This window comes from Bradyrhizobium sp. BEA-2-5 (assembly GCF_032918025.1).
GTDB lineage: Bacteria > Pseudomonadota > Alphaproteobacteria > Rhizobiales > Xanthobacteraceae > Bradyrhizobium > Bradyrhizobium pachyrhizi.
Map to the genome: position 1 here is coordinate 2,218,712 of NZ_CP136629.1, position 20,785 is coordinate 2,239,496.

At 65.1% G+C, this 20,785-nt stretch carries 16 protein-coding genes and 2 pseudogenes; 10 read left to right on the plus strand and 8 right to left on the minus strand.

Annotated elements, in window-relative coordinates; translation table 11 throughout:
* Positions 1 to 3 precede the first annotated feature (3 nt).
* From RX327_RS10350 to RX327_RS10360, 3 genes and pseudogenes are all read left to right on the plus strand, one after another.
* A complete protein-coding gene (locus tag RX327_RS10350; RefSeq protein WP_317250179.1) occupies positions 4 to 2,370 on the plus strand; it encodes a putative bifunctional diguanylate cyclase/phosphodiesterase in 2,367 nt (788 codons plus the stop codon).
* Positions 2,371 to 2,631: 261 nt separating this feature from the next.
* Entirely contained in the window at positions 2,632 to 3,621 is a 990-nt protein-coding gene (locus RX327_RS10355) for a DUF2778 domain-containing protein (protein ID WP_050387419.1), read from the plus strand.
* Positions 3,622 to 3,706: 85 nt separating this feature from the next.
* Positions 3,707 to 4,664, plus strand: a pseudogene (locus RX327_RS10360) (PDR/VanB family oxidoreductase).
* Positions 4,665 to 4,701: 37 nt separating this feature from the next.
* Here the strand turns inward: RX327_RS10360 and RX327_RS10365 are convergent.
* Positions 4,702 to 6,663 carry a putative bifunctional diguanylate cyclase/phosphodiesterase gene (locus RX327_RS10365; RefSeq protein ID WP_317250180.1) on the minus strand — a complete coding sequence of 654 codons (1,962 nt, stop codon included), beginning with the start codon at positions 6,661 to 6,663 and terminating at the stop codon, positions 4,702 to 4,704.
* 271 nt (positions 6,664 to 6,934) lie between these two features.
* Between RX327_RS10365 and RX327_RS10370 the strand changes: the two genes are divergently transcribed.
* From RX327_RS10370 to RX327_RS10380, 3 genes are all read left to right on the plus strand, one after another.
* The gene (locus tag RX327_RS10370; RefSeq protein ID WP_050387418.1) at positions 6,935 to 7,930 is read left to right on the plus strand and encodes a VOC family protein; all 996 of its coding nucleotides are present in this window, start codon (positions 6,935 to 6,937) and stop codon (positions 7,928 to 7,930) included.
* Position 7,931: 1 nt separating this feature from the next.
* Positions 7,932 to 9,521 (plus strand): bifunctional 3-(3-hydroxy-phenyl)propionate/3-hydroxycinnamic acid hydroxylase, encoded by a 1,590-nt coding sequence (locus RX327_RS10375; protein ID WP_050387417.1) that lies wholly within the window; start codon positions 7,932 to 7,934, stop codon positions 9,519 to 9,521.
* Positions 9,522 to 9,678: 157 nt separating this feature from the next.
* Positions 9,679 to 11,292, plus strand: coding sequence for a choline dehydrogenase (locus tag RX327_RS10380; protein ID WP_317250181.1), 1,614 nt, complete (start codon positions 9,679 to 9,681; stop codon positions 11,290 to 11,292).
* Between the two features lie 102 nt (positions 11,293 to 11,394).
* Here RX327_RS10380 and hemE read toward each other — a convergent pair whose 3' ends face one another.
* Positions 11,395 to 12,441 carry a uroporphyrinogen decarboxylase gene (hemE, locus tag RX327_RS10385; RefSeq protein WP_317250182.1) on the minus strand — a complete coding sequence of 349 codons (1,047 nt, stop codon included), beginning with the start codon at positions 12,439 to 12,441 and terminating at the stop codon, positions 11,395 to 11,397.
* 122 nt (positions 12,442 to 12,563) lie between these two features.
* On the opposite strand from hemE, the gene RX327_RS10390 reads away from it, so the two are divergent.
* The gene (locus tag RX327_RS10390) at positions 12,564 to 12,749 is read left to right on the plus strand and encodes a hypothetical protein (protein WP_028333252.1); all 186 of its coding nucleotides are present in this window, start codon (positions 12,564 to 12,566) and stop codon (positions 12,747 to 12,749) included.
* 124 nt (positions 12,750 to 12,873) lie between these two features.
* Here RX327_RS10390 and RX327_RS10395 read toward each other — a convergent pair whose 3' ends face one another.
* From RX327_RS10395 to RX327_RS10405, 3 genes are all read right to left on the minus strand, one after another.
* A complete protein-coding gene (locus tag RX327_RS10395) occupies positions 12,874 to 13,161 on the minus strand; it encodes a PilZ domain-containing protein (RefSeq protein ID WP_152977908.1) in 288 nt (95 codons plus the stop codon).
* 152 nt (positions 13,162 to 13,313) lie between these two features.
* Complete coding sequence (locus RX327_RS10400; protein ID WP_050387414.1) at positions 13,314 to 14,984, minus strand: pilus assembly protein TadG-related protein; 1,671 nt, start codon at positions 14,982 to 14,984, stop codon at positions 13,314 to 13,316.
* A gap of 1 nt (position 14,985) precedes the next feature.
* Positions 14,986 to 15,399, minus strand: a complete 414-nt coding sequence (locus RX327_RS10405; RefSeq protein ID WP_028333249.1) for a TadE/TadG family type IV pilus assembly protein — start codon at positions 15,397 to 15,399, stop codon at positions 14,986 to 14,988.
* Positions 15,400 to 15,779: 380 nt separating this feature from the next.
* Between RX327_RS10405 and RX327_RS10410 the strand changes: the two genes are divergently transcribed.
* Positions 15,780 to 16,667 (plus strand): LysR family transcriptional regulator, encoded by an 888-nt coding sequence (locus RX327_RS10410; RefSeq protein WP_244482612.1) that lies wholly within the window; start codon positions 15,780 to 15,782, stop codon positions 16,665 to 16,667.
* A 29-nt stretch (positions 16,668 to 16,696) separates the two neighbouring features.
* On the opposite strand, the gene RX327_RS10415 is transcribed toward RX327_RS10410, so the two are convergent.
* Both RX327_RS10415 and RX327_RS10420 read right to left on the minus strand, forming a co-directional pair.
* On the minus strand, positions 16,697 to 16,912 hold the full coding sequence (locus RX327_RS10415) for a SlyX family protein (RefSeq protein WP_050387413.1): 216 nt from the start codon (positions 16,910 to 16,912) through the stop codon (positions 16,697 to 16,699).
* Positions 16,905 to 17,696, minus strand: a complete 792-nt coding sequence (locus tag RX327_RS10420) for a rhodanese-related sulfurtransferase (RefSeq protein ID WP_317250183.1) — start codon at positions 17,694 to 17,696, stop codon at positions 16,905 to 16,907. The genes RX327_RS10415 and RX327_RS10420 overlap by 8 nt, the downstream gene beginning before the upstream one ends.
* 290 nt (positions 17,697 to 17,986) lie before the next feature.
* Between RX327_RS10420 and ggt the strand changes: the two are divergent.
* Positions 17,987 to 19,454, plus strand: a pseudogene (gene ggt, locus RX327_RS10425) (gamma-glutamyltransferase).
* 100 nt (positions 19,455 to 19,554) lie between these two features.
* Here the strand turns inward: ggt and RX327_RS10430 are convergent.
* Positions 19,555 to 19,746, minus strand: coding sequence for a hypothetical protein (locus RX327_RS10430; protein WP_050387410.1), 192 nt, complete (start codon positions 19,744 to 19,746; stop codon positions 19,555 to 19,557).
* On the opposite strand from RX327_RS10430, the gene RX327_RS10435 reads away from it, so the two are divergent.
* Positions 19,687 to 20,781: an NAD(P)/FAD-dependent oxidoreductase gene (locus tag RX327_RS10435; RefSeq protein WP_028333244.1), complete on the plus strand. Its 1,095-nt coding sequence runs from the start codon at positions 19,687 to 19,689 to the stop codon at positions 20,779 to 20,781. The two genes, RX327_RS10430 and RX327_RS10435, sit on opposite strands and share 60 nt — an antisense overlap.
* The last annotated feature ends 4 nt before the right edge of the window (positions 20,782 to 20,785 follow it).

Here is a 20,785-nt window from a genome sequence, read left to right on the forward strand (position 1 = left end):
GGCATGTTCTTTTCGTTTCGAAGCTGGTCATTGTGGCGGGTGGTGGGGCCGCTGCTGGCCATCGTGCTGCTGCTCGGCGGCCTGTCGGTGGGCAGCCTGCAGGTGATGTCGGCGGTCAGGGCCTATGTGGCCGGCGAAAGCATGTGGTCGAAGGGGCAGAAGGACGCCATCCACTACCTGCAGACCTATGTCAGCACAGGCGCGCCGCTCTATCTGCAGAAGTTCGATGCCGCGATCGCGGTGCCGCTGGCCGATCGTACGGCGCGGCGCGCCCTGGAGGCGCCTGGCGACAATGACGCGGTGGCGAGCGCCGGCTTCGCCAGGGCAGGTAATCATGATGACGACATCGGCGGCCTGATCTGGCTGTTCAAATACTTCCGCACAATGCACCACGTGGCGGGCGCGGTGACGGCATGGCGCAATTCGGATGCGTTGCTCGATCAGCTGATTGAAATCCGGAACGAGGCCGCGAGCGACGTCGCGCTGCACGACCCGTCGGCTGCGACCATCCGGCATTGGGCCGAACGGATCGGTATGGTCGACGCCGCGCTGAGCACGCTCGCCGTCGATTTCTCCGATCATCTCGGCAAGGCGTCGCGGCAGGTCTCCGCGCTGCTGCTGCTGGTCAACCTCGTGATCGCGGCTTGCCTTGCCGGCATCGTGCTGGTCCACACGAGGCGGATGCTGTGGCGGCGCTGGCTTGCCGAGACCGCGCTCGCGGTCGAGAAGGAGCGCGCCCAGCTCACGCTGGCGTCGATCGGCGATGCCGTCATCGTGACGACGCAGGACGATCGGGTCGACTACGTGAACGCCGCCGCGCAGCGGCTCATGGCGGCAGGGCAGGAGGTGACGGGACGGTCGCTGGCGTCGCTGTTCAACATTGCCGAACAGCCGGTGCGCGGATCGTTCGACGCCGCCGACGAAAGCCGGCCGCAGCTCCTGGTGCGGCCGGACCACTCCAGCGTGCCGGTCTCGGTGGTCGAGACCCCGATCGTGCATGCCGGAGAACCGGCGGGCCGAGTCATGATCATTCACGACATGACTGCCGAGCGGCGGCTGGTCGAGGAATTGGCGTGGGCTGCCTCGCATGACGCGCTGACCGGCCTTGCCAACCGGCGGCAGTTCGAGTTCGAACTGCACAAGGCGATGTCGGGCTCGCCGGCCATCGGCGCCGACCTGATGCTGATCGATCTCGATCAGTTCAAGATCGTCAACAACACCTGCGGCCATATGGCGGGCGACCGGTTGCTGAAGCAGGTGGCGAGGCTGCTTGCAACCGAAGTCGGCAGCAGCGGCCTCGTCGCGCGTCTTGGCGGCGACGAGTTCGGCATTCTGCTGCGTGACGACGGCTCCGCGACGCACGACGTCGCTGCCGACGTCGCGGAGCGGATCAGGGCGGTGATCGAGCAGTCGAACTTCGTTTATGAGGGGTCGAGCTTCCGGATCAGCGCGAGCATCGGCCTGGTCGGGCTGGCCGACAGCGCCGGCGTGCAGGACGCGTTGCGGCTTGCCGACGTTGCCTGTTTCCTTGCCAAGGACAAGGGACGCAACCGCGTCCAGGAGCACCGCCCGTCCGACACCGGCATGGCCGTGCGCGTTGCCGAGATGAGCTGGGTCAATCGCATTCGCAAGGGATTGGACGAAGGACGCTTCTGCCTCTACGAGCAGGAGATCCGCCCGGTGAACGGCGCGCTGAAAGGCAACGACCGGCGCGAGCTCTTGCTGCGCCTGCGCGACGAGAACGGCGCGCTGGTGCCGCCCGGCAGTTTCCTGCCCGCCGCCGAACGCTACGGGCTGATGCCGCTGATCGACCGCTGGGTGGTTCGCCGCGCCTTCGAGATCATCGCCGAGCGCAAGCACCAGCCGCGCAAGATTGCGAGCTACGCCATCAATTTGTCCGGCGCCACCATCGGCGACAGCGACTTCGTCGACTTCGTCGCCGGGCTGTTCGCGCAACTTGACGTTTCGCCGGCATCGGTGTGTTTCGAGATCACCGAGACCAGCGCAATCTCGAACCTCGACGAGGCGCAGAAGTTCATCGCGCGGCTGCGCGAGATCGGCTGCAGCTTCTCGCTCGACGATTTCGGCACCGGCATGTCCTCGATCGCCTATCTGAAGCACCTGCCGGTCGACATCATCAAGATCGACGGTTCGTTCGTGAAGGAGATACTGAACAGCAAGGTCGATCGGGCGATGGTCGAGATGATCACCAAGACCGCGAAGATCATGCAGAAGCAGGTGGTCGCGGAGTTCGTCGAGAACCTCGCGATCCTGGACGAGCTGCGCCAGATCGGGGTCGATTACGCCCAGGGTTACGCCATCGGGAAGCCGGTCCCGGTGCTCACCCTCTGGGAGGAAAAGATCGCCTGAGCCGTCGAAATCGTCCCGAATCGGGACCTTTTCGGTCAATTCAGCCCGCCCAAGGCTGATTCTCTGGCACTTTCCATCCGAAAAACGTTTAAAAATCCTCTCGTTGTCCGCTTTGTCTCGATTATGCCTTACTCTAATTCCCTGATATGATGAGTGATCGGTGAATCCCGGTGGGCCGGGTAACAGGCCCCAGAGCACCGAACTTGGGGATTGATGGGTCAACGAACGACGAAAGCTGCCCGGCGTAAGTCGAGCCGCGGCATGTCACTGGTGGGCAGCACGGCGTTTGCCGTGAGCGCGCTTGCCCTGTCGTCTGGCCTTGCCGCCTGGATGGTCGGCATCGACCCCACCGCATGGCTTCACGGTCCGGCGCTCGCCAACACCTCAGCCTCGCTGAACTTCGACGATCGCTTCGGCTCGCGCTCCACGATCAATTCGGCCTCACTCTATTATCCACTGCGCCGCGGGTTCCGTTCGAGCCGCGGCGATTTCAATTCCGAGTTCGGCCAGATCGAGGACGCGCTGGCCGGCCAGCTACGCGACACGCAGACCGAACTGCCGACCAGCCAGTCGGCAACGGCGTCCGTCGCTGCCACGACCGCAGCGACGACGTCCTCCGTGCCGATGCCGCGGTCGCGGCCGGCCGAGGCCAATCTGCTTGCGCGTAACGATCAGCCGCCACCGCCGCAGGCGCCGGTGCAGCAGGGCGACAACCGGACATTCCTGCAGAAGATCGCCGATATGATGCCGGGCAAGCTGCAGCTGGCCTCGCTCGATCCGAATGACGGATTGTTGTCCGGTCCGAGTCCCGATCTCGGCAAGCTCGGTTATGACAGCACGACGGCGGTCTACGACATCACCGGCCGCATCGTGTACATGCCCGACGGCACCAAGTTCGAGGCGCATTCAGGCCTCGGCAATCTGCTCGACGACCCGGCGCACGTGAATGCCCGCAACGCAGGCGCGACGCCGCCCGGCATCTATGAGATGAAGCCGCGTGAAAAGCTGTTCCACGGCGTGCCCGCGCTGCGCATGACGCCGGTCGATGGCAGCGACACGTTCGGGCGCGTCGGCCTCTTGGTCCACAGCTACATGCTCGGGCCGAACGGCGACTCCAACGGCTGCATCTCGGTCAAGCACTACGACAAGTTCCTGCAGGCTTATCGCAGCGGCACGATCAAGCGCATCGCCGTGGTGATCAACATCAAGGATGTTCAGTCGGCTTCGACCCGCGCGGCGTCGAACTCGTAGGCCGCGCGCCGGCGCCTCCGGCAAATCGCGCAGGCGCTTGCAGATTCCAGCTTTCGATCCGCTGACCGCCTCCAGAGCGGCCTAGCTGCTTCTCCCATCGTCGCGGAAAATCGCGCCACGTCGTCGCCAGCTCTCCCTGGGCGGCGCCGCGGGTGCGGCCTATCCGGTCGGCAGCCACATCAATGTCAGCGTCACCATCGACGGCCAGCCGGAGACGCGGTCCTATTCGCTGGTCGGCGAAGTCGATCCGCAGGGCTACCGGATCGCAGTTCGGCACGCAGAGGATTCCCGCGGCGGCTCCCGCTACATGTGGTCCCTGCAGCCGGGCGCGCGGCTCGACATCACGCAGCCCGCCTCGCTGCTCGCCGTGGACTGGACGCGGCAGAACTATTGCCTGATCGCCGGCGGCATCGGCATCACCCCGATCCTCGGCGCGGCGCAGGCGCTGGCGCGCCGCGACGCCGGCGTGACGCTGCACTATGCCGTGCGCGCGCGGCGATGCGGTCTATCTCGATACGCTCGAGCGTGCGCTCGGCGACCGCCTCTCCGTTCATGCCGGCGACGAAGGCAGGCGGCTCGACCTCGGCGGCGTCTTTGCGGCGCTGCCGCAGGATATGATGACGCTGTTCTGTGGCCCGATGCGGATGCTGGACGCGGCGCGGCGCGCCTGGGAGGCATCAGGTCGCCCGCTCTCCGATTTGCGCTACGAGACCTTTGGATCGAGCGGGCTGCTGCCGACCGAGCCGTTCCGCGTGCGGCTCAGGGGCCAAGGGACCGAACTGGGGACCGAGTTCGTCATCCCGCGCGAGCGCTCGATGCTGGACGTGCTCAACGCCAGCGGCCATGACGTGATGTTCGACTGCAAGCGCGGCGAATGCGGCCTGTGCGCCATCGACGTGGTCGAGGTCGACGGCGAGATCGACCACCGCGACGTCTTCTTCAGCGACCACCAGAAGCACAGCAACCAGAAGATATGCGCCTGCGTCTCCCGCGCCCGCGGCACCATCACGGTGGACACGCTGCATCGGTCGGACGCGCTCTGACCCAACCGAGCGGCGCTCGGGCGGCGTCCGATCAGGGCTACGCCGCGTGCACCGAGTGCTGCGGATCGTGATCGAGCAGTGCGGAAATCTCGCTGCCTGACACCGGCCGGCTGATCAGATACCCCTGCACCTCGTCGCAACTGATCTGGCGCAGGCATTCGAGCTGGTCGGCAGTCTCGACACCCTCCGCCACCACGCCGATCCGCAAATCGCGCGCGAGCCCGATCACCGATTTGACGATCGCGGCGCAGTCCGGCTGCACCAGCATGTCGCGGATGAAGGACTGATCGATCTTGATGCGGCTGAACGGCAGCTTGCGCAGGTAGGTCAACGAGGAAAAGCCGGTGCCGAAATCGTCCAGCGCCACTGTGACGCCGAGCTCCAGCAGCGCGTTCAGGACCGTCGCGGCCGAGCCGTATTTCGACAGCAGCATCGATTCCGTGATCTCGATCTCGAGCCGGCTCGGCGCGACATTCGCCTCGGCCAGCGCGTCGACGATCGTCTGCAGGATGCCGACGTTCTGGAACTGGACCGCGGAGAAATTGACCGCGATCCGGATGTCGTCCGGCCAGCGCGACAGCATCGTGCAGGCGCGGCGGATCACCCACTCGCCGAGCTGGTGGATCAGTCCGCTCTCCTCGGCGATCGGGATGAAGACGGACGGCGGGATCAGGCCGCGCGTCGGATGCTGCCATCGCAACAGTGCCTCGAAGCCGGTGACGCGGCCTTTGCGGATGTCGAGGAACGGCTGGTAGACCAGAAACAGCTCGTCCGCCTCGATCGCGTGCTCGAGATCCCGCTGCAAGGCGCGGCGGTCGCGCGCCGACCGGTCGTCGCTGGCCTCGAAGAAGCAGATGGTGCCGGGGGCGGATTTCTTCGCCCGGTAAAGCGCGATGTCGACATGCTTGAGCAGGTCGTGGGACGTGCTGCCGTCCCGGGGCGCGAGCACGATGCCGATGCTGATGGTGCGGTTGACCTCCAGCCCCTCGATCTGGAACGGTTCGGTGAAGGCCGCGACGAAGCGCTCGGCGATTTCGAGCGCATCCTCCGGCCGCGCCAGATTGGCCATGACCAGCGCGAACTCGTCGCCGCCGATGCGCGCGACATGCTCGGCCGCGCGCGTGCAGCGTTGCAGGCGGCTTGCAATCTGGACCAGGAATTCGTCCCCGGCGGGATGACCGAACTGGTCGTTGACCTCCTTGAAGCGGTCGAGGTCGAGCAGCAGCACCGCGAATTCCTCACCCGACCGCGCCAGCCGGTTCAGTGCACCGTTGAGCGCTTCATTGAAGGCGACGCGGTTCGGCAGATGCGTCAGCGGATCCTGCCTCACCGTCCGTTCGGCCTCGTGCTGGGCGATGATCCGGCGCCTGAACTCGAACGCGTTGACGAACACGCCGCGCAGCAGCACCGAACCGTAGACCAGCACCAGCACGGCCATCAGGAGGTAGACGAAATCGCCGTTCCTGCCGAGGCAGATCGCGATCCCGACGAAGATGGGGGCCGTGAACGCGATGGCCGCGATCGGGATGGTGGCGAAGGCCAGCGCGCCGCCGGCCAGCATGCCCGAGCACAGGCAGGTGATGACGAGCTGGCCGCCGGTCGAAGCGTCGGCGAAGAAGGCCACCGGAACGATGCCCCAGGCGGTGCCGAGCGCCAGCGCATTGCGCACCAGCCGGTACATGGTCCGGCGCGACACGAATTGCGGCTTGGCGATGCGGCGCGATGCCCGCGCCTGCAGGCCGAAGAACAGCGCCGCGCTGCCCACCGCGGCCGCCCACACCAGCGCAAAGGCCCAGTCCGGCGATTGCCACAGCGCAATCGCGAGCACCAGCGCGTTGCAGGCGTTGGCCAGCATGATGCCGAAGGAATAGCCGAGCACCAGCGAGACCTGTTCGGCGCGGATGTGGCCGACAAGCGCTTCATCCGCCGGTGGTGCACCGAAGGCCGCGAGGTCGCCCGCGAACAGGGTCGCGAAATATGATCTCAGATGGGTACGCATCACTACGTTGCCTGCCCGGTTTGGCCATGGCGCAGTGGCGAAGAATTCTCTGCAAACCTTTGACAAACTATGAACTATTGGAACGGACCGTGCCGCGGCGGCCCCCCGCTTGGGTTCCACCGGCCGGCATTGCTAACAAATCGATACAAATGCGTGACGCGAGGTCACGGAGCGGCAAAGCCGGCCTGACGCCGCGCTGCTTGATCCACCGCGGGTTTTTCGCAATGAGTCGGGTTCCCGCGAACGGCAAGGCAAAAACCAGAAGGTGCGCATGAGCCTCCCGACGACGAACCACGATCCCGGGTTCCGTATCACGCGAGCCAGCCATGTCGTCCTGACCGTCCGTGATCTCGCGGAGAGCCGGCAGTTCTACGAAAAGGTGATCGGGCTGATCCTGACCGCGGAGGAGGGCGATGCGCTCTATTTCCGCGGCGTCGAGGAGGCCTGTCATCACAGCCTTGTATTGCGCAAAGGCGAGGGCGCCGCCTGCGCGCGGCTGGGCCTGCGGGTCTTTCTGGACGGTGACCTCGACCGGCTCAAGGCCTTCTTCGAAGCGCAGGGATGCCGGGCCGCCTGGGCCGAGGTGCGGCATCAGGGTCGCACCCTGCATGCGACCGATCCGGCCGGCACGCCGCTGGAGTTCTGCGCGACCATGCCGGTCGAGCCGCGCATGATCACCAAATTCACCCGCCATGCCGGCGGCTCGGCGCTGCGGCTCGATCACTACCAGGTGCTGACGCCGGAGGTGCGCAAGGCGTGCGAGTTCTACACCGCGGCAGGCTTCCGGCTCAGCGAATATATCGCGCCCGCTGATACCTTCGACCTGCGAGGCGTGTTCCTGCAGCGCAAGGGCAATCCGCACGACATCGTGTTCTTCAACGGTGCCGGACCGCGGCTGCATCATTTCGCATTTCTCGCGCCCGAAGTTCATCATCTGCTCAACGCCTGCGATGTCGCCGGCGAGCTCGGCTATGGCGCGGCCGTCGAACGCGGCCCCGGGCGCCATGGCCCGGGACACGCGATGTATGTCTACATGCGCGATCCCGACGGGCATCGCGTCGAGCTGTTCAACACGCACTACCAGATCATGGACATCGAGAACGCGCCGGTCGGCTGGGATCCGTCCGACCACACGATTTCGTTCCCGTGGGGGCTGCCGGCGCGGCAGGCCTGGTTCGAGGAGGCGACGCCGTTCGAAGGTGTCGCGATCCGCGAGCCGCAGGTGAAGCCGAAACCGCTGACGCTCGAGAGCTACCTCGCGAAGTAGCATGTCATTGCCAGCCGATAATCCCATCCATGACGTGGCCATCGTCGGCCTCGGGCCGGTCGGTGCCATCTTCGCCAATCTGCTCGCGAAATCCGGCTTGAGGGTCGCCGTCGTCGAGCGCGTTGCTGACATCTACGACAAGCCGCGCGCCATCACGCTCGATCACGAGGCGCTGCGCGTGCTGCAGGCGATCGGACTCGGCGATTTCATGGAGCAGGCGATCGCCCCGCATAACGGCTCGCACTATCTCGGCGTCGACGGCGAGGTCATCAAGATCTTCGACCCGATGCCGCCGCCGTTTCCGCTTGGTTGGATTCCGAACGTGACCTTCGTGCAGCCGGACGTCGAGCAGGCGCTGCGCGACAAGCTCGCCGACTATCCGCATGCCGACATTTTCCTTGCGGCCACGGGCGTGGCGCTGCAGCAGGACGATGGCGCGGTGATGCTGACGGCGCGTCGCGAGTCCGGCGAGGAGGTCTTGATCCGGGCGCGCTATCTGGTCGGCTGCGACGGCGCCAACAGCTTCGTCCGCAAGCAACTCGGCATCGGCCTCGACGACCTCGCCTTCGATGAATGGTGGATGGTGGTGGACACGCTGACCAGCGATCCCGCCAAGCGGCCGGCCAGGAGCTTTCAGTATTGCTGGCCGTCGCGTCCCGGCACCTTCGTGCCGGGCCCGCGCAATTTGCGGCGCTGGGAGATCAAGTTGCTGCCCGGCGAGGACCCCGAGGCGGCCGGCGCGCCCGACAACGTCGTGAAGCTGCTCAGGGGTTTCACCGATATCTCCGACCTCACGATCTGGCGCTCGGCGGTCTATCGCTTTCACGCGCTGCTCGGCCAGCGCTGGCGCGACCGCCGCGTGCTGCTGATGGGCGATGCCGTGCACCAGACGCCGCCGTTCCTCGGGCAGGGACTGTGCGCCGGTATCCGCGATGCGGTGAACCTGGCCTGGAAGTTGAGGCTGGTTCTTCGCGGCGACGCGGGCGGTGCGCTGCTCGACAGTTACGAGATCGAGCGCAAGCCGCATGTCCGCGCCGTCGTCGCCAGCGCCAAGGAGTTCGGCAAGATCATCGGCGAGCTCGATCCGGTGGCCGCCGTCGAACGTGACGTGCGGCTGCGCGCCGACCTGAAGGCCGGCAAGGCCGAAACCATCAGGCAGAAATTCATCCCCGATCTCGTTTCCGGCCTGATCGCGCGCGATGCTGCGCTTGCCGGGCGGCTGTTCGTGCAGCCGCATGTGCGCGCGGCAGATGGGCGGACGTGCCGGCTCGACGATCTGCTGAAACCGGAATTCGCGATCGTGACGACGACGGCGGAGCCGATGGCGTGGCTGTCGGATGCGTCCGCTGCCGCCTGGCAGCGTCTGTCAGGCCAGCGCGTCGTCATCGCCGCATCGGGCGAAACTGCCGATCGAGGCGGTATCCTGACCGTGGTCGAACACGACGGGCTGTTCGCCGAATGGATGCGGCAACATGGTGCCGTGGCGGTGATCGTGCGGCCCGACCGTTACGTGTTCGGTGCCGCAGGCGGCGCCGAAGAGCTCAATATGCTTGTCGGGCAACTGCTCCAGAACCTCCGCGCATGGCACTAGCGCGTTTTCGAGCGAAGTGGATGCCGGTTCGCGCGAAGAAAACGCGTCAAGACAGGAATCTAGGGCCCCGTGCCGATGCCATCGGAACGGGGCCCTAGTCTTTTCAAGCGGGCGCTTTGTCTGTACCACCGGAAGAAAGAAATTCCGGGGGAAACCAGTGAACAACAATAACGATGCGGCGGAGTATGATTACGTCATCGTCGGCGCCGGCTCCGCCGGCTGCGTGCTCGCCAACCGGCTGAGCGCCAGCGGCAAGCACAGCGTGCTGTTGCTCGAAGCCGGCCCGAAGGATTCCAACATCTGGATCCACGTCCCGCTCGGCTACGGCAAGCTGTTCAAGGAGAAGACGGTCAACTGGATGTACCAGACCGAGCCGGAGCCCGAGCTGAAGGGGCGCCAGGTGTTCCAGCCGCGCGGCAAGACGTTGGGCGGCTCGAGCTCGATCAACGGCCTGCTCTATGTCCGCGGCCAGCACGAGGACTATGATCGCTGGCGCCAGCTCGGCAACACCGGCTGGGGTTACGACGACGTGCTGCCGTATTTCAAGAAGGCCGAGGATCAGCAGCGCGGCGGCGACAAATATCACGGCGCCGGAGGCCCGCTGCCGGTGTCGGATTGGCGGCATCATGATCCGCTGTCGGAGGCCTTCGTGCATGCCGCAGCCGAGGTCGGCATTCCCACCAATCCGGATTTCAACGGCGCGACCCAGGAGGGCGCGGGCTTCTTCCAGACCACGACGCGGCGCGGCCGGCGCGCCTCGACGGCGCGGTCCTATCTGCGGCCGGCGCTGACGCGCGGCAATCTTCATGTCGAGACCTCGGCGCTGGCGCAGCGCATCCTGTTCGACGGCAAGCGCGCGAGCGGCGTCGCCTACAAGCAGAACGGGCAATTGCGCAAGGCCAAGGCGCGCAAGGAGGTGCTGGTATCGAGCGGTGCGTACAACTCGCCGCAATTGTTGCAGCTCTCCGGCGTCGGCCCCGCCGATCTGTTGAAGCAGCACGGCATCGACATCGTGCTCGATGCGCCCGGCGTCGGCAACGATCTGCAGGATCACATGCAGGTCCGCATCGTCACGCGCTGCGCGCAAACCGTCACGCTGAACGACGTCATCAATCATCCCGTGCGCCGCGTCATGGCGGGCCTCCGCTACGCCGCGCTGCGCAAAGGACCGTTGACGATCGCCGCCGGCACCTCCGGCGCGTTCTTCAAGACCAGCCCGCGGCTCGCCTCGCCCGACATCCAGGTCCACTTCCTGCCGTTCTCGACCGACAAGATGGGCGAGAAGCTGCACGATTTCTCCGGCTTCACGGCGTCAGTGTGCCAGCTCCGGCCCGAGAGCCGCGGGACCTTGCGCATCAAGAGCGCGGACCCGACCGTGCCGCCGGAGATCCGCATCAACTACATGTCGACCGAGACCGACCGCCGCGCCTTCATCGACGGCATCCGTATCCTGCGCAAGATCCTGGCCGCACCGGCGCTGAAATCCTATTCAGTGGGCGAGGTCGATCCCGGCGCCAAGGTGGTCAGCGACGACGACCTGCTCGATTTCTGCCGGCGCACCGGCAGCACCATCTATCATCCGACCTCGACCTGTCGTATGGGCAACGACGCGCTCGCGGTGGTCGATCAGCGGCTGAAGGTGCGCGGCATCGAAGGTCTGCGCGTGGTCGATGCGTCCGTCATGCCGGACCTGATGTCGGGCAATACCAATGCGCCGACAATCATGATCGCGGAGAAGGCGTCCGACATGATTTTGGAGGATGCGCGGTAGACTCGCAGTGACGTAGCCCGGATGCAGCGGAGCGAAATCCGGGACCTTCTACACCGCAACAGGCACCCGGATTGCGCTGCGCTGTATCCGGGCTACAAGGCCTCAGCCCTTATATGCGCGCACCCTCGCGATCATCTGCTCGACATGGGCGATCGGCGTTTCCGGCTGGATGCCGTGGCCGAGATTGAAGATCAGCCGCCCTTGCGCAAAATTGGCCAGCACATCGTCGACCGCGCGGTCGAGCGCGGCACCGCCTGTGATCAGCACCAGCGGATCGAGATTGCCCTGCACGGCGACCTTGCTTTGCACGCGCTCGCGGATCATTGACGGCTCGGTGGCCCAATCGATCGAGACCGCATCGACGCCGGTTTGCTCGACATAGGCCGGCAGCATGCCTGCCGCGCCGCGCGGGAAGCCGATGATCCTGGCATCGGGGACCTGCTTGCGCACTCCGGCCACGATGCGCCGCGTCGGCTCGGTCGACCAGCGCGCAAACTCGGCGGGCGGCAGCACGCCGGCCCAGGTGTCGAAGATCTGCAGGCAGTCGGCGCCGGCCTTCAACTGGCCGACCAGATATTCGATCGAGCTGTCGACCAGCACGTCGATGATCTTCGCAAACGCCTCCGGATGCCGGTAGGCCATCATCCGCGCCGGCGCCTGGTCCGGCGTGCCGTGGCCGGCGACCATGTAGGTCGCAACCGTCCAGGGCGCGCCGCAAAAGCCGATCAGCGCGACCTTGGGGGCGAGTTCGCGACGGACGCGGCGCAACGCTTCAAACACCGGCTCGAGTTTGTCGAAATTGGCATGGGCCGCCAGCGTCGCGATCTCGCCGGGCGTTGCCAGCGGCTCGAGCCGCGGGCCCTCGCCGACCTCGAACCGCACCGAGCGTCCGAGCGCATAGGGGATCACCAGAATGTCGGAGAAGATGATCGCCGCATCGAAGCCGAACCTGCGGATCGGTTGCAGCGTCACCTCGGCGGCAAGCTCCGGGTTGAAGCAGAGATCGAGGAAGCCGCCTGCCTTGGCGCGCACCTCGCGATATTCCGGAAGGTAGCGCCCGGCCTGGCGCATCATCCACAGCGGCGGCACGGCCTGCCGATGGCCCGACAGGACGTCGATGAGCGGCTTTTTGGTGGGATCCTGGGGCACGCGGATAGTTCCTGATCAGGTCAAAGTTTGCGCCCCTGATACACGCTGCAGCGCAATGGGCCAAGGCGGTTCTGGAACCCCTTTTTGCGTGGCCGCGTTGTCCCCCCGAATGGAGGGACGACATGGCCGACAAATTCGATCCTGCCCCGCACGACAAGCATGCCGAGAAGCCGCACGAGGCGCAGGCTGCCGACCGCAAGGCTCGCACCCGGCTGAAGGAGGGGCTCGAGGATACCTTCCCGGCCTCCGATCCGGTCAGCGCCACGCAGCCGGCGCCGTCGAAGCACGACGGCAATCGGGACAATTAGCTGGTATATCCCACCGGCTGCTAACCACGATGCCGCATGAGTTCAACATGCGGCGAACTATTCGCCGCGGAGCGATGGCTTGGAGCGACCGGGCCCGTCCGCATACCTTGATCGCCGGGATAGTCTAGACGGGGCCGCCGGCGGGGCGCTGCATCCGGTCAGATTCGAAGGTCACGCCGAGCCGTCGCTCCAGGCGCCAGGCCACGATGCAGTGCCGCCGGATCGGTTCGCTCTCGATCTCGAGCTCGAACGCGAGCGGGATTGCGACGTCGCTTTCCACGGCGAGCCCCGCGCCGCCGGTCGAGAGGTTGAGCACAAGACATCCGACACTGGTGTTGCGGAAGAAGATCGTCCCGCGCTTCAGCAGGATCGTTCGTTGGCTGTCGGTCTTGTATCTTATCGTTGTGCTCACGGCAGTCTCCTGACCCCGATGTGATGCCCGTCGCGATCGGTCCCCTCAAGCGCGATGGTCGCGCTTTCGCTTCTTGTTTGAGCGTGATCTCCGCGCAAACGCTTTGCGTTTGTCGCGAGGGAAAACCGCTTCGCAATTTTCCGGATCATGCTTTAGTTTACCAGCACGGCGCCATCGCAGCGAATGCCCAGCACCCAAACGTCGACCTGGCCGAGCCCGATGCCGAGCGTCGCGAGCAGCGAGGCCAGCACCTGATCGACTGAACTCGTCACGCCGTTCAGGATGCTCATGACGAGCGCCCCCAATCCCGGGATCGGCAGCCCGAGCGGGCCGAGATTGATGGTCAGCGAGATGTTGCCGAGCAGACTTCCTGTCAGCGACGAAAGGAAGTTGGTTGTCGTCACCGTCTTCTTGGTGCCCGACTGGATGTCGCTGTAACTGAAGTTGACATTGGTCGGCGTGGTGTTGCCCATGCCGGCATGCGCGAGGCCGGTGACGGTGGCGAGACCGAGGTTGACCAGTGTCGCCGGCGGCGGATTGGGCTTGGTCGTGAAGTTGGTCATGTCGGCGACCGTGACGTTGCCGATCCATGCATCCACGATCCCTGGCGTCACGCCGATCGTCACCTGCGAGGTGTTGATGTTCGGGTGGCCGCAGGACACAGCGTTGAGCGTCGCGGTACCCGAGGCGACCTCGACATAGACCGGGAGATTGATCGCAGACACGGTGCCGGAGCCGAGCACATTGATCGTTGCCAGGATCCTGGTCTGCGCGGTGTGGACGCTCACACCCTGGGTGCCGATCGCGATCCAGCTCGAGCCGACCGGGCGCTCGCCGATTGTTGCGATCACGGAGACGTTGGCGATGCCGGGCAGCCCGAGATTGATCGAGGTAGCGATCTGATGGTTGCCGTTGGCGATCTGGGCCACCGTGGAAATCAGGTCGAACACCGAAACACTGGCGCCGACCTTGGGTTTCTGCCCCACCGTGAGATTGGCGAAGGGACCGAGGTCGACCAGCGTGCCCGGCGAAATCTTGGTGGTGGAGCCGGTGACGCCCTGGGAGATCGTCGACAGCGCTGTGGTCGCCGCGTTGGCGCCGTTGGTGATCTGCTGGGTGGTCAGCGCGGACGCGACGATGTCGCCGACCTTGAGGTTGCTGCTCAGCAGGTCGCTATAGGTGACGCCGGTCAGGTTGACCCGGGTCGCCAGTGCCGACAGGAAGTCCAGTGCGTCGATCTTCGCGCTGATCAGCGCATTGTAGTCCATCACCGAGAGCGACAGCGTGGTGCCGAGCATCGAGCCGAGCAGCGCATTGAGCGCGCCGCCGTTGACCGAGAGCAGCCTCGACCCGATCGCGAACGAGGCCATTTCGGTCGATGTCGCGGTGGCGGTCGTCTTGATGGTGAAGCTGCTCGCGCCGGTGAGGTACCGCGCGAAGTAGAGCGGGGTCTGGGTGTTCAGCGTGACCCGCGCGGCGTTGGGAGTGCCGACCGCCGGGGTCACGAAACGGGCCTGCGGCGCGATGGCGCTGTTTGCGGTGTAGGTTCCTGTCTCGACCTTGACCAGCGCACTGGCCGGGTACTTGTTCTGCGTCACGGTCGCGGTGGCGGCGTTGACCGGATTGTTCAGGTTGGCGGCGGCGACGATCGCGGCGAGATCGGCGGTGCTCTGCGTCTTGCGCCGGTCGGCGAAGATCGTGCCGAGATCGATGGCGAGCCCGGCGCACCCGATCAGGAGCGTCATCAGGCCGGCGCTGATCATCGCGAAGTTTCCTCGTTCGTCGGCGCCGAAGCGCCGCATCAGCATGAGGACGCCTCTCATCCTAGAATCCCCCGTACTGAATCGCCGCGGAGCGGACGATCGTGCTCGCCGGGGCGGGGACGAAGGGCAGCTTGTAGATGAAGTTGCCGGCTGCGTTGTAGTTGACCGTCACGACGTAGACGTTGGCATTCGATGGAGACGGCGCGGCATTGACCGTGAGATTGCCGGGGACGAGCAACGGATAGGTCGACGCGTTGGCGGTGACGTAGCTCGTCGCGAGGCTGTTGCGTTCGGTGTCGGTCATTCCCGCGATGGATGACCGCGCCGCTTCGGCGGCGAGTTGCTGAACGCCATGCACCATGGCGAGATACGAGCCGAAGACGATGATGCCGAAAATGAAGGCAAGAAACAGCGGCAGCATCAGCGCGAATTCGACGGCGGACGCACCGCTTCGGCAGCGAAAAAATCTGGTCATTGCAACACACCTCGAAACGCCAACTACGACGTCACGTTGCGAGGCTTTGATTAAGGAAAACTATGAAAACGCTTTCACGAATCAGCGGCCGCAATTCAGACTTATCGGGTCAGTGAAACGTTATGGGGCGATCAGAATATTTGATGCGATATCCGCAAAAACCCGGAGTGTGGCGCGGTTGAGGTGCTGCAGCGTGTGGAGATGTAGTTGTGGGATACCGTGATATGCGGAGCAATGCACGTAACAATACATATGGCCTGCAATATCAGTGCCTTGGCGGTAATTGTAGCTAAACGAAAGTGCAACCAAATGTTAGTATAGCCTGATCACATACTCTGAAGATTGGAATTGCGTCCCGTGCTGAGACTGGAGGGCTCGCGATGCATAGACCGCGTCAGCATTTGAATATTCCTACTGAAATCGTTCGCACCGTCGTTGCGATCGCGGAGACAGGCAGCCTGTCGAAAGCCGGGGAGCGTCTCGGCCTCAGCCAGCCGGCGATCAGTTCGCAGGTCAAGCGCCTGCAAAGCCTGATTGGTGGCGCACTCTTCGTCAGAACCGCAAACGGCACCACGACCACGGAGCTTGGCAAGGTCGCCGTGCAGCAGGCGAGGCGCATCCTCGAAGCCAACGATCAACTGCTTCGGCTCGGCGGCAATCACGAAGGACCCCAGCCGTTGCGGCTGGGAATCAGCACGATGCTCGCCGAGGAGTTCCTGAAGCTGCATCCATCCGATGCACTCGCCGACGTTCTGCTGCACGCCGACATGTCACCGGCCGTCATCAGGGGATTGATCGACGGCTACATCGACATCGCGTTCGTCTACAGCAACCCTTCGCAGGAGAACGAAGACGAGGTGACGATCGCCGCCGAAGCCGACGAGCGGTCGGTGTGGGTGCGATCGCGCGATTTTGTGCTGCGGCCGGGCGCCCCGATCCCGATCCTGGCCTGGCCCGGTGACGACTGGATGATCCGGACGCTCACCAAGCACAACATCTCGTACAAGATCGTGTTCAGGAGCCCGAACCATCAGCTGCGGCTGGAAGCCGCACGGGCCGGATACGGCCTGACGGCGTGCCCCGAGCGGATGATCCCGTCCTCGCTGATCTCGGCGAAGGACTATTATCTTCCGGAGCTTCCGGTGCAGAAGCGCCTGCTATGCGTTCGCCCTGGTCTCGAAGGCAGCCGCGCCACGGCGATGGTGCAGCGGTTGTCCAGCCTGTTCTTCAGCGGCGCGAAGCCGATGCGTCAGGTGAGCAACATGTAGCCGGTGCTGCCGCGGTCCGGCGGCACTGATCAATAGTGCGGTGGGCGCTCGTTGCCGGGGCCGGGCGCCTGGCGTTCGGCCTCCTGAAGCCGGTCGCGCAACTCGGCGATCTGGCGCGTCAGCGCGTCGATCTGCTTCCATTGTGCCGTGATGGTCTGGTTCAGCGTCTCGATGGCCTCGTCCTGATAGGTCAGGCGAACCTCCAACGCATCGATCCGCTCGCTCAGCCTGGCCGTGTCATTCATGGACGGCAGCCTCGCAGGGGGCACTCTCGCGCTCCGCGTCGCTCGAAAGCGCACCCGCACTCTCGCGCAAACCGTGGCCGAGCGCCACGCGCTCGTCGAACACGAAGCATTCGCCGCGCCAGCGGCTCTCCGCCTCGGGTACCTCCTCGAGATATTTGAGGATGCCGCCTTTGAGGTGATAGACCTCGGTAAAGCCGCGCGCGAGCAGATGCGCGCTCGCCTTCTCGCAGCGGATGCCGCCGGTGCAGAACATCGCAATCCTGCGGTGTTTGGCCGGATCAAGGTTTCGCGCCGCAAATTCCTTGAATTGTCCAAAGCTCGCGATCCTGGGATCCACCGCGCCTTCGAACGTGCCCATCGCGACCTCGAACGCGTTGCGGGTATCGAGCACCATGATGTCAGGCGCGGCAATCAGCGCATTCCACTCGGTGGCATCGACATAGGTGCCGACCTGGCGGCTCGGATCGGCAGTCTCGTCACCGAGCGTGACGATCTCCTTCTTCAGCCGCACCTTGAGCCGCCGGAATGGCATCTGCGCGGCTTCGGAGAACTTCAGCTCGAGATTGTCGAGGCGGCCGCCGAACAGCGCTCCGTGCCTGAGCTCCGCAACGAAGTCATCGATGCCTTGGTCGGTGCCGGCAATGGTGCCGTTGATGCCCTCATGGGCGAGCAGCACGCTGCCCTTGAGATCGAGCCCGGCGCAGAACGTACGCAGCGGCTCGCGCAGCGCACGGAAGTCCGGCAGCGCGGCGAACTGGTAGAAGGCGGCGACCTTGAAGGGCATCGCCGGGGTTTATCAGGCCGGCCAGCCCGGCGAAACCCGCAAAGCCATGCATTGTCGGGATAATTCCCCTGGCATGCCAGGCATTGCTCAGCCGGGGATGAGTGTGTCATGTACTTGGCATCATCCGCCGCAGCCGCATCAGACCATCACGATCAAGCGAGCACTCTGTCATGAGGAATTTCCATTTCGCCGGCCGTTCCACGGTCCACGCCACCAACGCAATGGTTGCGACCTCGCATCCGCAAGCCTCGCTCGCGGCGATCGAGGTGCTGCGCGATGGCGGCACGGCAGTGGACGCGGCCGTCGCCGCCTCCGCCCTGCTCGGCGTGATCGAGCCGCAATCGACCGGCATCGGCGGGGACTGTTTTGCGCTGATCCAGCCGCGCGGCGAGGGCAAGATCATCGCCTATAACGGCTCCGGCTGTGCGCCCAAGGCGGCGAACGCCGACTGGTATCTCGAGCGCAAGATCAACTCTGTGCCGCTGACCTCCGCGCATGCGGTCAGCATTCCCGGCGCGGTCGATGCCTGGGACGTGATCCTTAAGGAGCACGGCAAGTTCGGTTTCGACCGGCTGCTTCAGCCCGCGATCAAGGCGGCCGAGGAAGGCTACGTCGTCGCGCCCCGCATCGCCTTCGACTGGAAGAACCAGTTCGAGAAGCTGAAGAATGGCACCAACACCGTGCGCTACCTGCTGCCGGGCGGCAAGCCGCCGGTGGCCGGCGACGTCATTCGCCAGGCCGAGCTCGGGAAGACCCTGCGCGCGATCGCGCAAAAAGGCCGCGACGCCTTCTATAGCGGCGAGATCGCCGCCGACATGGTCGAGACGCTGCGCGGGATCGGCGGCCTGCACACGCTCGACGATTTCGCCGCGCATACCACTGAGGTGACGACGCCGATCGGCACCATGTACAAGGGCTACGACTTCTGGCAGTGCCCGCCGAACGGCCCGGGCGTCACCGCGCTCCTGATGCTCAACATCCTGTCGCGCTTCGATCTGACCAAGTACGCGCCCGTCAGCGTCGAGCGTTTCCATCTCGAGGCGGAAGCCGCCCGCATCGCCTACATGATGCGCGAGCAGCATATCGGCGATCCCCAACACGTGCATGTCGACGTTGCCGGTATCCTCGCCAGGGAATTCGCCGAAGGGCACATCAAGAACATCCGGATGGACCGGCATGCTCGACCTGCCGAATGTCGCGCCGCCGATGAACCCCTCGACCATCTACATCACGGTCGTGGACAAGGACCGCAACGTCTGCTCGTTCATCAACTCGATCGCGCATTCCTTCGGTTCCGCCATCGTCTCGAACAAGACCGGCGTCTTGTTCCAGAACCGCGCCGGCGGCTTCCGCATCCAGCCCGGCCATCCCAACTGCATCGAAGGCGGCAAGCGCCCGCTGCACACCATCATCCCGGCGCTGGTCACCAGGAACGGCCGTGCGCTGATGCCGTACGGCGTGATGGGCGGGCAGTACCAGCCGGTCGGTCAGACCCGTGTGCTGACCAACATCCTCGACTATGGCTGCGACGTGCAGGAGGCGATCGACATGCCGCGCGGCCTGCACTACGAGGGCCAATATCAACTCGAGGACGGCGTGCCGGCTTCGATCGTCGAAGGCTTGAAGAAGCTTGGCCACAAGACCACCAGCGTGGTCGGCCCGCTCGGCGGCGCCCAGGCGATCTGGATCGACTGGGACAAGGGCACGCTCACCGGCGGCTCCGATCCGCGCAAGGACGGCTGCGCCCTCGGCTATTGATTGTCGCGGCCGGCGAGGCTCGGCGGAGGGAACAAGATTTTATCGCGAGGGTTGGTGCTGAAAGCCCATCCCCGCGAGGTCCGCTATCCGCACCCTCGATTCAGACGAGACCGAACAGGCCGATCTGCGTGGCGGCTCTCCACCCTGGCGCGCGGCGTCGAAGCGTCCGCCGCCGCTCGCTGAAAATCTCTCCTGCGATGCGCTGATCGTCGGCGCCGGCATCACCGGTGCGCTGGTCGCCGAGCGGCTGACGCGTCAGGGGCTCGACGTCGTCATCGTCGATCGCGAGCATCCAGGCCGCGGCAGCACCGCGGCGAGCACCTCGATGCTGTTGTGGGAGATCGATCGTCCGCTGGTCGAGCTGACGGACATCTATGGCCTCGATCGCGCGGCGCGCGTCTATCGGGCGAGCCTGCAGGCCGTGACCGGACTGACGACGCTGGTTCGCGACCACGACATTCTCAGCGAGATCAGGGCGAAACGCTCGCTGTATCTGGCAACTGGAAGCTCTGCTGCGGAATTGCTCGACGAACACCGGTTGCGCAGCCGCATCGGCCTGCCGGGCGATTTCCTCGACCATAGGCAATTGCTCGAGACCTTTGGCATGGCGCGCGCCGCCGCGATCGTGTCATCCGGCGCGGCCGATGCCGATCCGCTGCAGCTTGCCCACAGTCTGCTCAGGCTCGCGGTCGCGCGCGGTGCGCGGGCGTTCGATGCCGAGGCCACGGCCTTCGATCCGGCAGGTGAGGCGGTCACGGTCGGGTTCGACAATGACCGCGAAATCGCCGCCAGAGCCGTGGTGCTGGCGACCGGCTATGCGATGCCGGACATCGTTCATTCCAGGGTCCAGGCGGTGTCCTCGAGCTGGGCGATCACGACCGCGCCGCAGCCGCAGAACATCTGGAAGGATGGCGTGCTGATCTGGGAGTGCGCGAAAGACTATCTCTACGCGCGCACGACGCCGGAGGGCCGCATCATGGTCGGCGGCGAGGACAGCAATGAGATCATCGAGCCCGACGCACGCGACCGCCTGATCCCGCAAAAATCGCGCGCGCTGGCGAAACGCCTTGCCGCGCTGTGGCCGCTTGCGGAGACCGAGATCGATTATCGCTGGGCCGGGACGTTCGGTACCACGTGCGACGGCCTGCCGCTGATCGGCCCGGTGCCCGGCGCGAAGGGCGTCTATGCCGCGTATGGCTATGGCGGCAACGGCATCACCTTCTCCTATCTGGCGGCGCAATTGATCGGCGATCTGATCGCAGGTGCGTCGTCGCCATTGCTCGACGATTTTGCACTGGACCGCGACGGCGGCATGGCCGGTCACTGAAAAA

Excerpts from the sequence above, each read along its gene's own strand:
- RX327_RS10390 (WP_028333252.1), top strand. The coding sequence starts at position 12,564 with ATGGCCGACAAATTCGATCCTGCCCCGCACGACAAGCATGCCGAGAAG.
- RX327_RS10375 (WP_050387417.1), top strand. The coding sequence starts at position 7,932 with ATGTCATTGCCAGCCGATAATCCCATCCATGACGTGGCCATCGTCGGC.
- RX327_RS10405 (WP_028333249.1), bottom strand. The coding sequence starts at position 15,399 with ATGACCAGATTTTTTCGCTGCCGAAGCGGTGCGTCCGCCGTCGAATTC.
- RX327_RS10415 (WP_050387413.1), bottom strand. The coding sequence starts at position 16,912 with ATGAATGACACGGCCAGGCTGAGCGAGCGGATCGATGCGTTGGAGGTT.
- RX327_RS10365 (WP_317250180.1), bottom strand. The coding sequence starts at position 6,663 with ATGCGTACCCATCTGAGATCATATTTCGCGACCCTGTTCGCGGGCGAC.
- RX327_RS10410 (WP_244482612.1), top strand. The coding sequence starts at position 15,780 with ATGCATAGACCGCGTCAGCATTTGAATATTCCTACTGAAATCGTTCGC.
- RX327_RS10420 (WP_317250183.1), bottom strand. The coding sequence starts at position 17,696 with ATGCCCTTCAAGGTCGCCGCCTTCTACCAGTTCGCCGCGCTGCCGGAC.
- RX327_RS10350 (WP_317250179.1), top strand. The coding sequence starts at position 4 with ATGTTCTTTTCGTTTCGAAGCTGGTCATTGTGGCGGGTGGTGGGGCCG.
- RX327_RS10430 (WP_050387410.1), bottom strand. The coding sequence starts at position 19,746 with ATGCTCGCGATCGACGATGACGACGTCGAGCCCCTGACGCGTCAGCCG.
- RX327_RS10370 (WP_050387418.1), top strand. The coding sequence starts at position 6,935 with ATGAGCCTCCCGACGACGAACCACGATCCCGGGTTCCGTATCACGCGA.
- RX327_RS10355 (WP_050387419.1), top strand. The coding sequence starts at position 2,632 with ATGTCACTGGTGGGCAGCACGGCGTTTGCCGTGAGCGCGCTTGCCCTG.
- RX327_RS10400 (WP_050387414.1), bottom strand. The coding sequence starts at position 14,984 with ATGAGAGGCGTCCTCATGCTGATGCGGCGCTTCGGCGCCGACGAACGA.